This window comes from Pseudomonas quasicaspiana, from assembly GCF_021147825.1.
In the GTDB taxonomy this organism is placed as follows: Bacteria; Pseudomonadota; Gammaproteobacteria; order Pseudomonadales; family Pseudomonadaceae; genus Aquipseudomonas; species Aquipseudomonas quasicaspiana.
Genome location: NZ_JAGTPI010000012.1, coordinates 62,527 through 77,833, shown reverse-complemented (window position 1 = coordinate 77,833; position 15,307 = coordinate 62,527). Strand labels below are relative to the sequence as shown.

The following is a 15,307-nucleotide window of genomic DNA, read 5'->3' as shown; positions in this document are numbered from 1 at the left end:
ACGTCCTCCCGGCGAAAGCCGGTCCTATGGGACTGCGTCGGTTCTGTAGGAGGGAGGCTTGCCCGCGATACAAGCACCGCGGTCTATCTGATAAACCGCGGCGCCCTTATCGCGGGCAAGCCTCGCTCCCACAGGTTCCGGTGCGATTCGGCGATTTCATTTTTGGTGGAGGGTTTTCACACAGCCTGCACCGAGGCTGTTACCGCCTTTTAGCCGCGCCCTTCTCGCTCCCTTACCCCCAACAGATAAAGCACGCCATCCAGACCCAGGGTCGAAATCGCCTGTTTGGCTGACTGCTTGACCAGTGGCTTGGCGCGAAACGCGACGCCCAGACCTGCGATGGCGAGCATTGGCAAGTCGTTGGCACCGTCACCCACTGCGATGGTCTGCTCAAGACTCAAACCTTCCTTCGCCGCCAGCTCCCGCAACAAATCGGCCTTGCGCTGGGCATTGACGATAGGCTCGATGGCCACGCCTGTGCACTTGCCATCCACGACTTCCAGCTCGTTGGCGAAGACATAGTCGATACCAAGTCTTGCCTGCAACTGCTTGGCAAAGTAAGTGAAGCCACCCGACAGAATCGCCGTTTTGTAGCCCAGACGCTTGAGCTCGGCAAAAAGAACCTCGGTCCCTTCAGTCAAACGCAGCGAAGCACCAATTTCGTCCAGCACGCTGACGTCCAGACCTTTGAGCAAGGCCAGACGCTCTTTGAAACTGGCACTGAAATCCAGCTCACCGCGCATGGCGCGCTCGGTGATTTCCGAAACCCGATCACCTACACCATGAGCTTTGGCCAGCTCATCGATAACCTCTGCTTCAATCAGGGTCGAGTCCATATCGAAAACCGCCAGACGACGATTGCGGCGATACAGCGAGTCCTGCTGGAAAGCGATGTCCACGTTCAGCTCTTGAGCAACCTGCAGGAACTCGGCCTGCAAGGCCTTGGTGTCAGCGGGCTCGCCACGCACGGAAAATTCGACGCATCCTTTGCCTTGATCAGTAGAAGCGTCCAGCGGCATGCGTTTGGACAAACGATCAATCTTGTCAATGCTCAGGCCGTGTTGCGCCGTGATGGCGCTGACACGTTGCAATTGCCCGGCAGTGATCTTGCGGGTCAGCAGCGTCACGATGTGTCGCGGGCTGCCCTGGTCATCTACCCACTTCTGATAGTCCGCCTCGGACACAGGTGTAATGCGCACCTGTTGATCCAGCTTATGCGCCGCAGCCTGAATGTCCGCGAGGACCGAAGCCCCCTGCTCAGTGCCAGGGATTTCGACAAGAATGCCGAACGACATGACGTCGTGAATCACCGCCTGGCCAATATCAAGGATGCTCACACCACCTTTGGCAAGCACGCCGGTGATGGTCGCAGTGAGACCGGGACGGTCTTCACCGGTGATGTTAATCAGGACGATTTCGCGCAAGGGACACCCCAGCAGTGGAAAAAAACCGCATTCTAACCACTTTCAGTGACCATCGGGCGAAGGCAGCGCTTTGCCGCCACTGGGTCGGTCGTTATACTGCGCGGCAACTTCTTCGAAAGAGCCGTGCTCTGTGAACCGGCCTAAGCCTGTTAAAACCGATAATTTCTTCCTGCTGATCTTCCGTGCACTGCGTCATCGCCGTGTACCGATTGCATTGCGCATCGCTAGCCATAACGTGATTCTCGTCTCCCTGGCGCTGATGATCTACGCCGGTGTGATGGGCTTGCAGTTCAAGCAGGCCATGCATGAGCAGGCCGACGCGCTGGGTCAGGCACTCACCACGCAAACTGCGACCTCCGCCACGGAGCTGCTGGTGTCCAACGACATCCTCAGCCTTAACGTGCTGTTGGGTAATCTGGTGAAGAACCCGCTGGTGGCGCATGCCGCGATCTACAGCGTGGACAATCGTATTCTTGCGGAAGCCGGTCAGCGCCCGAAAAACGGTCTGCTGGGTGAGGCCGAAGGGCTTTACGAAATCAAGATTACTTTCCAGGACACCATGGCCGGGCATCTGCGCATCAGCCTGGACATGTCCCAATTCCAGCAGCCGATGACCATCAGCCTGCAAAGCATGGGCATCCTGGCGGGTATTTTGCTGGCGCTCGCCCTGGCGTTGAGCCTGCGTCTGGGCCGACACATTTCCACTCCGCTGCTGCAATTGCGAATCTGGCTGCGTGATATCGATCCGTATACCCCGGCCATCGAGCGTCAGGACGAAATCGGTGATCTGGCCCGCCAGTTGCGCACGTCCTTTGCACCGCCGATGCCGGAACCGGAGCCTGAACCAGAGCCGGAATACGCCGAGGACGAGTCGGATGACCACTATGCTGAAGATGAAGCCGTAGAGCCCGCCGCCAAAAGCCGCTCTGCCCGCGAGCCAGGTTTTGACGATGCGCCCAAGCCACGCCTGCCTGCGCCGCCCGTACAACGCCGTCTGGTTGCCGAAGAAGATGAAGAAGACGAGGACGACCCGTTTGCCGACCTGCGCGACAGTTCCGACGCCGCGCCTCAGGTCACTAGAGCTGTGGCTCCGAGTACGCCGCAACCCAGCGCCGTGCTGGCCGTACAGCTCGGCTCCCAGGATCAACTACGTCGTTTGCCCCGGGCTCGCCTGACGGAGCTGCTGCAACGCTATCGCGATTGTCTGGATCAGGCTTCTTCGCTGTACGAAGGCGAACTGCATACCCTGAACGATGGCAGCACACTGATGCTGTTCCACAGCCAGGAAAGCGGTGAGGATTACCTCACCAATGCTATCTGCTGCGGCGAGCTGTTGCGTGCGCTGAGCCATGCATTGCAAATCGAGGTCGCAGACAGCGGCATCACCCTGCAATTGCAATTGGGTCTGACGCTGGGCGAAGGCCTGGCAGGTCTGAGTCAGATCGACTTGCTGCTGACTGAAACCGCACAGGATGCGCTGGCCCTGTCGCAACACAGTCGCAACCTGTTGCTGGTAGAGCGCAAGATCAATGACGACGCACTGATCCGTCAGCGCGCCCGAATCCGCCCGATTGCGAGCCCTGAAGGCGCTTGCTGTGTAGAGCGCCTGATGGAGCCTTACCCATCGATGCTAGAGCGCCAGTTGGCGCGTATGCATGAGACGGCACGCAAGGTGTGATCTGAACCTTGCTAGCTCTGCCATAACGGTAGGAGCGAACTTGTTCGCGAGGGGCCATTCAGGAAAAGCATCATTGGATGACCCTCCGCCTCGCCAACAAGTTGGCTCCTACAGGAGCACAACCCTGATCACCACCCACAAAAAAGCCCGCATCGCTGCGGGCTTTTTGTTTGCGCCAATCCTAGAAGCGGAACACTTCAAGATCAGTACGTATCGGTGAAGCCATTGGAATCTTTGGTTTATCAGGCTCTTTGGCCCGAGCTACCGGGGCTTTCTTCGGTTCTTCCAGAGGCTGCCAGGAAATCGGCTTGACCGCAGAACTCACCTGATCCGCCAGACGCTGAAGCAGCAGGCCTTGGGCACGCACCTGATCGGCAGACGTCCCGGCATGCAGCTCTTCAAGGTGCACAATCCGGCTGTCACGCACATTGCCCTTGCGGTCCACCAGACGCCATTGGGCATCGAGAATCGCAGGCTGCTTCGCGCCCGAGTCCAGACGGCTGATGGACAACACCACTTGCACATCAGGCGTGAAGTTTGCCGCAGCAGGTGCCAGCACTACGCGCTGGCTGTCCAGCTTCCACGCCAGTTGGCGCAGCAGCAGTTGGTCGATATCCGAAGACAGGCTACCTGCCCAACGACCGTCGGTCGAAGCGGTCAGGCTACCGTCAGGCTGACGCTGCAACAGTGTTTCGCGCTGCAGGTAATCCGCCACTGAGACTGGCCCAAGTAAAACTGCCAGGCCCTTATTGTGCGTAGGTTGCCCCGGTGTGCCGCTGTCGAGCTGATAAAGCGAGGTCGGTTGGTTCACACTGCAACCAGCCAGACCCAAAACACCGGTCATCAACAAAACAAAGGGAAGGCGTAGAAGATTCATCGTCCCATCCAGGTGGCCGCCGTCAAGCAAGCCACAGTGTATAACTCAACAAAAGTCGTGCAGGCACTCAGCCACGCTTGCGCCTCAAGACGTCATATCATCCGTGAATATGCGTCATGACTCCAGCGATTATGCGTCGATCTTCATGGCAAAACGAAGACCGATAGCTCTAAACGAGGATTAAGAGGCGTTTTCCACCAAAAGCGCATCAACCCTCTGGAAGCCTCGCGGCAGCTTATTACCCCGACGTCCACGCTCCCCCTTGTAATGTTCCAGATCATCAGGCTTGAGTGACAGGTTACGTTTGCCTGCCTGCAAGACCAGTGTCGAACCTTGCGGTATGACGGCGACATCAGTCACATATTCTTCACGACTGGCCACTCGATCACCCGGAATCCCGATGATCTTGTTGCCCTTGCCTTTGCTCAATTGCGGAAGGTCACTGATCTTGAAGATCAGCAGACGTCCTTCAGTGGTCACAGCGGCGAGCCAGTTTTGCTCGCGATCAGCCACTGGACGCGGCTGCATCACCTTGGCCCCTTTCGGCAGGCTCAACAGCGCTTTACCTGCCTTGTTCTTGGCCTGCAGATCCTCGCCTTTGACCACGAAGCCGTAGCCTGCGTCCGACGCGATGACATAAAGCGCGTCATCTTCAGGCAGCAACACACATTCAAATGTCGCGCCCGGCGGTGGCTGAAGCTTGCCGGTCAACGGCTCGCCCTGTCCCCGCGCCGATGGCAAGGTGTGCGCCGCCAGCGAATAGCTGCGCCCGGTAGAGTCGATAAATACCGCGTATTGGTTGGAGCGGCCCATTGCAGCGGTCTGGAACCCGTCACCCGCCTTGTAGGAAAGCCCGGTCGCGTCGATATCGTGGCCTTTGGCAGAGCGTACCCAGCCTTTTTCCGACAGTACGACGGTCACTTTCTCATTCGGCAGCAGGTCATGCTCGGTCATGGCCTTGGCTTCGGCACGCTCCACGATAGGCGAGCGGCGGTCGTCGCCATAAGTTTCGGCATCTTTAAGCAGCTCGGTGCGGACCAGCTTCTTCAGCTTGGCTTCGCTGCCCAGCAGCGCCAATAATTTGGTTCGCTCTTTGTTCAGCTCATCCTGTTCATTGCGTAGCTTCATTTCTTCGAGACGCGCCAGCTGTCGCAGGCGGGTGTCCAGAATGTAGTCTGCCTGGATTTCGCTCAGCTCGAAGCGTTCGATCAGCTTCGCCTTCGGATGCTCCTCAGTACGGATGATATGGATCACTTCATCCAGATTGAGGTAAGCGATCAACAAACCGTCCAACAGGTGCAGGCGACGCTCCACCTTGTCCAGGCGGAATTGCAGGCGGCGACGCACCGTGCGGACACGGAACTCCAACCACTCCACCAGCAATGCACGCAGGTTTTTAAGTTGCGGTTTGCCATCCAGACCAATGATGTTGATGTTGACCCTGTAGCTGGACTCCAGATCGGTGCTGGCAAACAGGTGCTGCATCAGCGCTTCGTGATCGACCCGGCTGTTCACCGGAATGATCACGATGCGGCAAGGGTTTTCGTGGTCCGACTCATCACGCAGGTCCGCGACCTGCGGTGCTTTGGAAGGTTTGGCCTGCATCAGCCCGGCAATCTGCTCCAGCACCTTGGCGCCGGAAACCTGATGCGGCAGCGCCGTAACGATGATGTCGCCATCTTCCACGTGGTACACGGCGCGCATGCGCACCGAGCCCTTGCCGGTTTCGTACATTTTCAGCAGGTCGGCACGCGGCGTGATGATCTCTGCTTCAGTCGGGTAATCCGGGCCCTGAATGTGTTCAACCAGCTGTTCAACGGTGGCTTTCGGCTCATCAAGCAAACGAACACAGGCCGTCGCGACCTCACGCAGGTTATGCGGCGGCACGTCAGTGGCCATGCCCACGGCGATTCCGGTGGTGCCGTTAAGGAGAATGTTCGGCAAACGTGCCGGCAAAACCGCTGGTTCATCGAGAGTACCGTCGAAGTTCGGCACCCAGTCCGCAGTGCCCTGACCCAGTTCGCTGAGCAGTACTTCGGAGTAACGCGACAAGCGCGCTTCGGTGTAACGCATGGCAGCGAAGGATTTCGGATCATCCGGGGCACCCCAGTTGCCCTGCCCGTCTACCAGCGTATAGCGGTAGCTGAACGGCTGGGCCATGAGCACCATGGCTTCATAACAGGCCGAGTCGCCGTGGGGGTGAAACTTGCCGAGCACGTCGCCGACGGTACGCGCCGACTTCTTGTGCTTGGAATCAGCGTCCAGGCCTAGCTCGCTCATGGCGTAGACGATGCGCCGCTGCACGGGCTTGAGGCCGTCGCCGATATGCGGCAAGGCACGGTCCATGATCACGTACATGGAGTAGTTGAGGTAGGCCTGTTCGGTGAAGTCAGCCAGTGACCGGCGTTCTACACCATCCAGGCTGAGGTCAAGGGAGTCGCTCATGCGTGCCTCATTATTTCGTGGTCTGACGCAGCAGCATGGTGCCGCCGCGCTGAGTGAATTCGAGTTGTTTCATTGCGCTCATACCCAGCAGCACTTGTTCGCCGTCCAGACCGGGCACCACCAGGGCGCGTACGTTGTGCAGGACGATATCGCCCAGTTGCAGGCGCTCGATGGAAGTCCGAAAGCCTTCGCTGCGGCCATTGGCCGTGTTGACCCAGACCGGCGCACCGCGCTGCAACCGCAAGGTGTCGGCCACCTCGCCCGGAACCGCCACATCAGTGGCGCCGGTATCCAGCAAAAACTGCACGAGATGATCGTTGATCTTCCCGGTGCTGACAAAGTGCCCCTGGCGATTGCCCACCAATTGCACTTCGACGTAACCATCACCGTGCTGGGAGGTGACCACGGCGTTGGGATTTTCCTGTTTGTCTTCCCACTCACCAAAAAAGCGTGTCGCGAGAAACAGCCCCGCCGCCCAGGCAACGATCATCAGGACCTTTCCCGCCCGCTTGCCGGGAGGCTGCTGACTCACGGTTTAGCACTCCAGCCACCCGCAGGAGCCGCGAAACGCCACACAATCGGGCGTTCCTCGCCATCAGCGCGCTTGCCAAAATTGTTGTCGACACCAATCCAGGCACCCGTCTCGTCGACGACCAGTGCTTCAGTCAGGCCAAACGCCTGATCATAAAGTCGATTCGGCATCAGGGCTTCTTTGGCGAACGACCAGCACTGCTCGGTCTTGCCGGTTTCCAGATCGCGCCGACAGATGCGATAAGCCGAACGCTCCAAGGTAAACAGCTTGCCGTTGAACAGTGACAGATCCGCGAAATCACGGGATACCGATTTGCCACCCACTTGAGGCGGCAACACTTCTTTGCCGGGTTCAGTCCGCAAGACGCAACTGCCTTTGCAGCGCCAGGCATCCGACTCGCGGCTGACTACCAGTAAACCGCGCTGCTCGCGTTCGGCAGCCAGCCACAAGCGATCACCCTGGGGGCTGACAGCCAAGCCTTCGAAAATGGCGTTGAAGTGTTGCAACATGCCCTTGGCACGCGCCTGTGCGACCAACTCGCTCGGCAATTTCAACCAGCCCGGGTTTCCTTCCACGGGCACCTTGAGGACCTCGGCATGCGCTTCGCTGACGACATATTTATTGCCCGCCGCGTCGCAACTGATGCCTTCGAAATCCAGACTGCCACCGCGGACGAAGGACGACAGTTTGGCCAATGAACGCAGGTTGGCGGGTAAATCGCTCTCCGGCGCAGGCGGTACATCAATCTTTTCCGACTGGGCCTGCCAGACGGTTTTCGTCATATCCATGCGGTAGAGCAAGTCGTCATCGCGGTCCGAAATTGCCCATAACTGGCCGTTGCACATTGCCAGGCCTGACAGGTTACCCCCGACCATGCTGTCTACGGGATGCTCGGAGACGAGCGTCAGCTCTGGTAGAGGGGCTGCGAATGCCGGCGCGGCCAGCAGAGCTGCAAGCAGCCCGCCCCACACATATCTCCTGTCGGAGCGCGCTTGCCCGCGATCCGGCCGATCAGTCGCGACATGCATCGACTGACACACCTCCATCGCGGGCAAGCGCGCTCCTACAGCGGTCGTGCGTACTACGCAGTTTTGTATCAAACGCGCAATCCTGTAGGAGCGCGCTTGCCCGCGATTAGGTCGAGCAGGCGCAACATCCATCGACTGGCACACCCCCATCGCGGGCAAGCGCACTTCTGCAGGTTTGGCGCTATCGCGCGGTGTCAGGGACACCGGGGCGATTTGCATCAGGTCAGAACCTCGGCAAGGTTGCCTTTGGACTCCAGCCAGTTTTTGCGATCGCCGGCGCGCTTTTTGGCCAGCAACATGTCCATCATTTCCGAAGCCACCTCGAAATCATCCAGCGTCAGTTGCACCAGACGGCGAGTGTTCGGGTCCATGGTGGTTTCACGCAGCTGTGGCGGGTTCATTTCACCCAGACCTTTGAATCGAGTGACCTGCGGCTTGCCGCGTTTCTTCTCGGCCACCAGACGGTCCAGAATCCCGTCGCGCTCGGCTTCGTCCAGTGCGTAGTAAATCTCTTTACCCAAGTCGATGCGATACAGCGGCGGCATGGCGACATACACGTGCCCGGCGTCTACCAGCGGGCGGAAATGCTGGACGAACAACGCACACAACAAGGTCGCAATGTGCAAACCATCGGAGTCGGCGTCGGCAAGGATGCAGATCTTGCCGTAGCGCAGCTGGCTCATGTCCGCGGCGCCCGGATCGACACCTATGGCGACGGCAATGTTGTGGACTTCCTGACTGGCAAGCACTTCGCCACCATCGACTTCCCACGTGTTGAGGATCTTGCCGCGCAACGGCAGGATCGCCTGAAACTCCTTGTCCCGCGCCTGCTTGGCCGAACCGCCAGCGGAGTCACCTTCCACCAGGAACAGCTCGGAACGCATCGGGTCTTGCCCGGCGCAATCAGCCAGCTTGCCAGGCAACGCCGGACCTTGAGTAATGCGCTTGCGCTCGACCTTCTTACTGGCCTTGAGTCGGCGACCGGCGTTGTTGATCGCCAATTCGGCCAGTTGCATGCCCAGATCGGAGTTGGCGTTGAGCCACAGGCTGAAAGCGTCTTTGACGACACCTGACACAAACGCCGCCGCTTCACGAGAAGACAAGCGCTCTTTGGTCTGGCCGGAAAACTGCGGCTCCTGCATTTTCATCGAGAGCACGAATGCGATGCGCTCCCAGACGTCTTCCGGCGCGAGCTTCACGCCACGCGGCAGCAGATTGCGGTATTCGCAGAACTCGCGCATCGCATCAAGCAAGCCCTGACGCAGACCGTTGACGTGAGTGCCGCCTTGCGCCGTCGGGATCAGGTTGACGTAGCTTTCCTGAACGCTGTCGCCGCCTTCCGGCAACCAGAGCAGCGCCCAGTCGACCGCTTCTTTATTACCAGCAAAACTACCGCAGAACGGTTCGTCCGGCAGGCGCAGGAAGTCGCTGACCGAGTCCTGCAAGTAGGAACGCAGGCCGTCTTCGTAATGCCATTCGACTTTTTCGCCGGTGGCTTTGTCTTCAAAGCTGACCAGCAGCCCCGGACACAGCACGGCTTTGGCCTTGAGCACATGCTTGAGACGGCTGACCGAAAACTTCGGGGTATCGAAATACTTGGGGTCCGGCGAGAAATAAACGCTCGTCCCGGTGTTGCGTTTACCGACCGTCCCGACAACTTCCAGCTCCGACGCCTTGTAGCCGTCGGTGAAGGACATTTCGTATTCGTTGCCATCGCGCTTGACCCGAACCTTGACCAGGGTCGACAGCGCGTTGACCACGGAAATACCCACACCGTGAAGACCGCCGGAGAACTGGTAGTTCTTGTTGGAGAACTTGCCGCCCGCGTGAAGCTTGGTGAGGATCAGCTCGACACCCGAAACTCCTTCCTCCGGGTGAATATCCACCGGCATGCCGCGACCATCGTCGGACACTTCCAGCGAGTTATCGGCATGCAGGATGACCTGCACCGATTTGGCATGCCCGGCCAGCGCTTCGTCGACGCTGTTGTCGATGACTTCCTGGGCAAGGTGGTTCGGTCGCGAAGTGTCGGTGTACATGCCCGGACGCTTTCGAACCGGGTCGAGGCCCGAGAGGACTTCGATGGCGTCTGCGTTATAAGAGCTAGCGCTGGGATTGGCCATGGGGTCTCGTCATCAGTTGTTCGTGGGGTTACAGAGTTGAAAACCTGTAGGAGCTGCCGAAGGCTGCGATCCGCCTAAGCCAGGCTTTCGAACCAATCGCAGCCTTCGGCAGCTCCTACATTTAATCCGGCTATACATTCAAAGCGTCGAAACATCCACCGCCTGTAACAACTCAGGGGCGAATCCGGCAAAGCTCAACAATGCGGGCAATTGCCCGGCAAAGCCTTGGTAACTGTGGTCGCCACCGGCCTGAATACGCAAGGCGCATGCACGATAAAACGATTCGGCGCGGCGATAATCAAGGGTCTCATCCCCGGTTTGCAGCCAGACCTGAATACGCGTGGGGTCCTGAGGTGCTGGTACTTCCAGTTCGGCCAGAGCCTTGACGTGGTCGTGGGTCAGCTCCCAGGTTTCGCCGGTATAAAGGTTTTGCTGCGTACCGACAAATCCGTCGAACAGCTGGTGCGGGTTGACTGCCGGGTTGATCAGCACGGCTTTGAGGCCGTGACGCTGCGCCAAGTGTGTCGCATAGTAGCCGCCGAGCGAGCTGCCGACCAGCAATGGCCGCCCCAGTTCTTCGATAGCGGATTCGAGCTGAACCATGGCTTGACGCGGATGGTGATGCAACTCAGGGACACGCACCTGCTCACTCAACCCCAGCGAGCGCATCAGCGCGATCAATTGAGTAGCTTTTTTCGACAGCGCCGAACTGTTCAGGCCGTGGATATAAAGCAGTGTGGGGTTTTCGCTGGTCACGCCGTCCGCTCCTGAATCACTGAGTGGTGCAAAGCCGCGCAGTTTACAGGGACTAACGCTGAAAGACTCGCACAGGTGTGTATCACGCCAAAAAGATCAGTAGCCCTTGCCGCCGTAATCCACTTCGAAATCCAGGCCAACCACCCGGGATACGCCGGTTTCCAGCGTCCCATCGTTGTAAAGACGCAGCCAGCGGTAGCCTGGAGCGGTGGTATCAACTTTGAAATCAACGCTACCGGGCGCGAACTGAATGCAGGTTGAAGGCGACGCCAGCAGCCGGACGGTATCGCGCATCTGGTCGTATTCCTGATGAACATGCCCCCAGAGCACTGCTCGCACCTGTGGAAAACGCTCCAGTGCCGCAAACAGCGCGTCGGGATTACGCAGGCCGATGGGATTCATCCACTCGCAGCCAATCGGCACTGGATTGTGATGCAGACACACCAAATGATGTCGCTCGGGCGCTTCACTCAATGACTGGACCAGCAACTGCAGTTGCTGATCAGACAAATACCCGGGTACGGAACCCGGTACCGAGGAGTCCAGCAGCGTCACTCGCCAATTGCCTATATCGATGACAGGGTCGAGCAGGTCGCTTTGTTGCGCAGCCTGAAGCATTTCCTGAGATTCGTCATGATTACCGGGGAACCAGCGCTTCGGCGCCTCGATCTGCGCGCTCAACCGCCGAAAAGCCTCATAAGACTCAACACTGCCATCTTGCGAGACATCCCCGCTGGCAACCACCAGATCCACCTGCGGTTGTTCGGCCAACACCAATTCGATGACTTTTTGCAGACTGTCGCGGGTACACATCCCCAGCAGCGTACCGTCCGCATTGGCGAACAAATGGCTGTCGGACAGCTGGACCAACAGGACTGAGTCTTTAACGGGGGCGTTTGGCAAAGCCATCTCCTTGGGCAGAGTCTGGCGATTATGGTGGGAAGCGATCAGGTCGGCAAATCCGGGAATGAGTGGCAGGTCTCAGTTACGAACGATTGGCCTGTAGGAGCTGCCGAAGGCTGCGATGGCGGTGTGTCAGATAAATGCTTTCGCAGCCTTCGGCAGCTCCTACAAGAAATGTATTTCTCTGAAAGACGGAATATAACGCTTACCGCACCGCCTCAAATTCATGCCCGCATGCCAGGCAATGGCTTAGCCACTCTCCCAAAAACAGATTCAACTGGGCTTTTTCATCCGGCTGATGCATCTCCGCATTGGGATACGGATAGATCCCCCGAAAGCGCCGCGCATGTTCAGCGCCGATGACTTCGGCCATGCGCGCGTCGTGGTAGACCTGGACTTCCAGGCTGGGCACCGGCAGCCACGGCAGGCTGTGTTCCTGGCGGACTTGCAGGGTCGTGGTGTAAGGACAATCGAGAAGTACTTCAACCGCCAGCACGCCGAGCATTTGATCGCCCTGGGTTACCGCCACCCGACGTGAGCGTTGTTCGTTGCGCATGTCCGGCAACAATCGCATCAAGCGCGCATAGTTGGCCTCGCAGGCGGCTTGCAGGCCGGCGAGGTCAACACGATAGCGCTCGCGCAATGGATTCACGACCATAACCCCCTGACTTCAGCACGATTCAACGCCAGCCATTGCAGCGCAATAATCGTCGAAGCATTGATAATTCGACCGTCACGTACGGCTTGCAGTGCGTCATCGAACGACCAGACGGTGACGCGGATATCTTCGCCCTCAGACTCCAGTCCGTGCAATCCCCCTGCACCCTCGCTTTCACAACGCCCTAAGTACAGATGAACGAACTCATCGCTGCCACCCGGCGACGGAAAGTATTTAGTGATAGGCCACAAAGCGCTGAAGACGATATCAGCTTCCTCTTCTGCCTCACGGTGGGCAACCTCTTCAGGCTGCTCATCTTTGTCGATCAAACCGGCGACCAGTTCAATCAGCCAAGGGTTGGCAGTCTTGTTCAGCGCACCAACGCGAAACTGCTCGATCAAGACCACTTCGTCACGTTTGGCGTCATACGGCAGGACACACACCGCGTCGTGACGCACGAACAGCTCGCGACTGATCTCCTTGCCCAGGCCACCGGCAAACAGCTCGTGACGCAGGATCACTTTGTCCAGTCTATAAAAGCCCTGAAAGCAGTTTTCCCGTTTGGTGATTTCAAACGCTGTCGGGGTCGATCGGGTCGGGTCGGTCATGGGCTTCTCGCTTCGGGTAAATCGTGACGTGACGCCATCCTAACGCGCATCGCCAACCAGATGCAGCCCCCTCTTGAACATGCAGGGTAGACGGGTGATGGCGAAACGAACTCTAATCCGCCCAGCGGCGAACCGATGCCACCGTTTGCAGTCCAAGCAGCCTGAACTCGAACAACGTAACCGTCTTCATTGCCACCGCAAAGGATCAACATGTCGTTATTGAGGATCGCTTCACTGGCTTGCCTGGCACTTATGCTGGGCGCTTGTCAGAGCCTGTTCCAACCCAATTACCGTGCGCCCCTGCAAGTGCAGCGCGATGCGTCCGAGCTGATCAAGCCGGGCTGTACGGCCGCCGATTGCCCGCTGGTGAATATCGACACCGTGCACTTCCCCGATGAGCCCAAGCTGGACGCCATCGTGCAGAAGACCCTGCTGCAACTGACTCGTACGGATTCCAGCGGACCGCTGCCGGTCTCGCTCAAAGCGTATCAAGAGCAATACCTGCGTGATTCCCAAGGCCGCAACGCCAGCTATTTGCAAGCCAAGGTACGCGAGCAACATGACGGTATCGTAGTCGTCGAACTGTCCAGCTATCTGGAGACCGGCGGTGCACACGGCGCTCCAGGTCGCGCGTTCATCAACTACTCACGCCCGCAAGAGAAAGTGCTGACCCTGGCAGACATGATTGTGCCGGGCAAGGAAGGCGAGTTCTGGCAGAAGGCCGAACTGGCGCATCAGGGCTGGTTGTTGTCGACCAAAATGAACGAAGACCCTGAGTTCATGAAAACCTGGCCGTTCAAACGCACCCCGCACATCGCCCTGACGTACGGCGCGTTCATCCTCAAGTATCAGGTGGACACCATCGCGCCTTACTCCATGGGCCACATCGAGCTGAAGATTCCTTATCCACAGCTCAATGGCATCCTCAAACCGGAGCTGTTCCCCGGTCGCGGTTGAGGTTCTTACCCGGCAACTTTTTTACCCAGCAACAACTGCAGCACGCCAGCGACGATGAGCGCTGGCAGTGTTGCGCCGATATCGGGATAAAGATTGGCCAGCAAGTGGTAGGTGCTGACCCCGCCCAGCCAGGCCAGCAACGTCATCCATTGAAATCCGACATTAGCCGCCCCGCTTTTGCGTCCTCGCAGCACAAAGTGATCCACCAGCACCACGCCAAACAACGGCGCGAACACCGAGCCGATGAGCAGCAGGAAGTTCTGATACTGCGCCAACGGTGCAAAACAGGCGATCAGGGTGCAGATGACGCCAATCGCTAACTCCAGATGCTCGACTTTCAGCCCTGAAAGCATCCCGCTGGAGACCGCCGCCGAGTGAATATCGGCAAAAGCGTTTTCCGACTCGTCGAGCAGGATCAACAGTAATGGAATCCCCAACCCCGCCCCTGCCAGCGCCAGCAACAACGCATTGACCTCACCACTCGGCGCAAACGCCAGGGTGTAAGCAACGCCAAGGCTCATCAGCCAGAAATTACCGATGAAGAACCCCAGCGCGGTGCCGCCGAAGACGTTTTTTGCGCGCTTGCCGAAACGTGAGTAATCGGCAATCAATGGCAGCCACGACAGCGGCATGGCGATCGCAATGTCAAAGCCAACGGCAAAGGGCAACGACCCGTCACCGGTCTGAGCCCAAAGCGCAGCCAGATCAGCCTTGGCGAATAGATTCCAGGTCAGCCACAGGCAAGCCGCCAGCAACAGCCAGATGCCCCACTTACGCAGGATCTGCCGGACAAATGTCAGCGGGCCACTGACCGCCAGCAATGTCGCCAGCCCACCGAAGAACAAGGTCCAGAGCAGCGGACTGGTCCACGGGCTGCCTTCGCCAAAAGCGCGGGTGCCCAGCAGGCTGGCGGCATCGCGCATGACGATGATTTCGAACGAACCCCAACCGATCAACTGCAACAGGTTGAGCAGCGCGGGAAGTGAGGCGCCTTTGCTACCCAGGCTGACTTTCAGCGCGGCCATGGACGACAAACCGGTGTCGCTGCCGATCACGCCGACAGCGGCCAGCAGCAATACGCCCACCAGCGTGCCAAGGAAGATCGCCATCAACGAACCCGACAGGCCCAGCCCTGGCGCCAACAGCGCGCCGGTTTGCAGGACCATCAGACCAATGCCGAGGGAAAACCACAGAGAAAACAGATCACGCCCGCCGAAGACGCGCTTTTCTGCGGGAACAGGGGAATCGGGTGAGTAGGTGCTGGGGGTGGTCATGGGGGGGGCTCGCAAATGATCAGCTGGAACGCGGACCTGTGGGA

General features: G+C 58.6%; 13 protein-coding genes. 2 read left to right on the top strand and 11 right to left on the bottom strand.

What is annotated here, in order from left to right:
* Positions 1–209: 209 nt before the first annotated feature.
* Positions 210–1,424: a phosphoserine phosphatase SerB gene (gene serB, locus KDX30_RS10375; protein WP_231675692.1), complete on the bottom strand. Its 1,215-nt coding sequence runs from the start codon at positions 1,422–1,424 to the stop codon at positions 210–212.
* Between the two features lie 130 nt (positions 1,425–1,554).
* Between serB and KDX30_RS10370 the strand changes: the two genes are divergently transcribed.
* Complete coding sequence (locus KDX30_RS10370) at positions 1,555–3,102, top strand: AhpA/YtjB family protein (RefSeq protein ID WP_231675691.1); 1,548 nt, start codon at positions 1,555–1,557, stop codon at positions 3,100–3,102.
* A gap of 181 nt (positions 3,103–3,283) precedes the next feature.
* Here the strand turns inward: KDX30_RS10370 and KDX30_RS10365 are convergent, their stop codons facing one another.
* The 9 genes from KDX30_RS10365 to KDX30_RS10325 all read right to left on the bottom strand — a co-directional run bounded on the left by KDX30_RS10365 (position 3,284) and on the right by KDX30_RS10325 (position 13,032).
* Entirely contained in the window at positions 3,284–3,979 is a 696-nt protein-coding gene (locus KDX30_RS10365; RefSeq protein ID WP_027902524.1) for a PqiC family protein, read from the bottom strand.
* Between the two features lie 180 nt (positions 3,980–4,159).
* On the bottom strand, positions 4,160–6,424 hold the full coding sequence (gene parC, locus KDX30_RS10360) for a DNA topoisomerase IV subunit A (RefSeq protein WP_099267756.1): 2,265 nt from the start codon (positions 6,422–6,424) through the stop codon (positions 4,160–4,162).
* Positions 6,425–6,434: 10 nt separating this feature from the next.
* Positions 6,435–6,914 carry a retropepsin-like aspartic protease family protein gene (locus KDX30_RS10355; RefSeq protein ID WP_264760247.1) on the bottom strand — a complete coding sequence of 160 codons (480 nt, stop codon included), beginning with the start codon at positions 6,912–6,914 and terminating at the stop codon, positions 6,435–6,437.
* 38 nt (positions 6,915–6,952) lie between these two features.
* Positions 6,953–7,984 carry an esterase-like activity of phytase family protein gene (locus KDX30_RS10350; RefSeq protein WP_099267754.1) on the bottom strand — a complete coding sequence of 344 codons (1,032 nt, stop codon included), beginning with the start codon at positions 7,982–7,984 and terminating at the stop codon, positions 6,953–6,955.
* A 218-nt stretch (positions 7,985–8,202) separates the two neighbouring features.
* The gene (parE, locus tag KDX30_RS10345) at positions 8,203–10,107 is read right to left on the bottom strand and encodes a DNA topoisomerase IV subunit B (RefSeq protein WP_027902520.1); all 1,905 of its coding nucleotides are present in this window, start codon (positions 10,105–10,107) and stop codon (positions 8,203–8,205) included.
* Between the two features lie 138 nt (positions 10,108–10,245).
* Positions 10,246–10,863: a YqiA/YcfP family alpha/beta fold hydrolase gene (locus KDX30_RS10340; protein ID WP_231675690.1), complete on the bottom strand. Its 618-nt coding sequence runs from the start codon at positions 10,861–10,863 to the stop codon at positions 10,246–10,248.
* A gap of 96 nt (positions 10,864–10,959) precedes the next feature.
* Positions 10,960–11,772, bottom strand: a complete 813-nt coding sequence (cpdA, locus tag KDX30_RS10335) for a 3',5'-cyclic-AMP phosphodiesterase (protein ID WP_231675689.1) — start codon at positions 11,770–11,772, stop codon at positions 10,960–10,962.
* Positions 11,773–11,971: 199 nt separating this feature from the next.
* A complete protein-coding gene (locus KDX30_RS10330) occupies positions 11,972–12,424 on the bottom strand; it encodes a DUF1249 domain-containing protein (RefSeq protein WP_099267751.1) in 453 nt (150 codons plus the stop codon).
* Positions 12,415–13,032, bottom strand: coding sequence for an NUDIX domain-containing protein (locus tag KDX30_RS10325; RefSeq protein WP_099267750.1), 618 nt, complete (start codon positions 13,030–13,032; stop codon positions 12,415–12,417). Before KDX30_RS10325 ends, KDX30_RS10330 begins: the two co-directional genes overlap by 10 nt.
* A gap of 210 nt (positions 13,033–13,242) precedes the next feature.
* Here KDX30_RS10325 and KDX30_RS10320 point away from each other — a divergent pair, with 210 nt between their 5' ends.
* Complete coding sequence (locus KDX30_RS10320) at positions 13,243–13,989, top strand: RsiV family protein (RefSeq protein ID WP_122808416.1); 747 nt, start codon at positions 13,243–13,245, stop codon at positions 13,987–13,989.
* A gap of 5 nt (positions 13,990–13,994) precedes the next feature.
* Here KDX30_RS10320 and cytX read toward each other — a convergent pair whose 3' ends face one another.
* Complete coding sequence (cytX, locus tag KDX30_RS10315; protein ID WP_231675688.1) at positions 13,995–15,263, bottom strand: putative hydroxymethylpyrimidine transporter CytX; 1,269 nt, start codon at positions 15,261–15,263, stop codon at positions 13,995–13,997.
* Between the last annotated feature and the right edge of the window lie 44 nt (positions 15,264–15,307).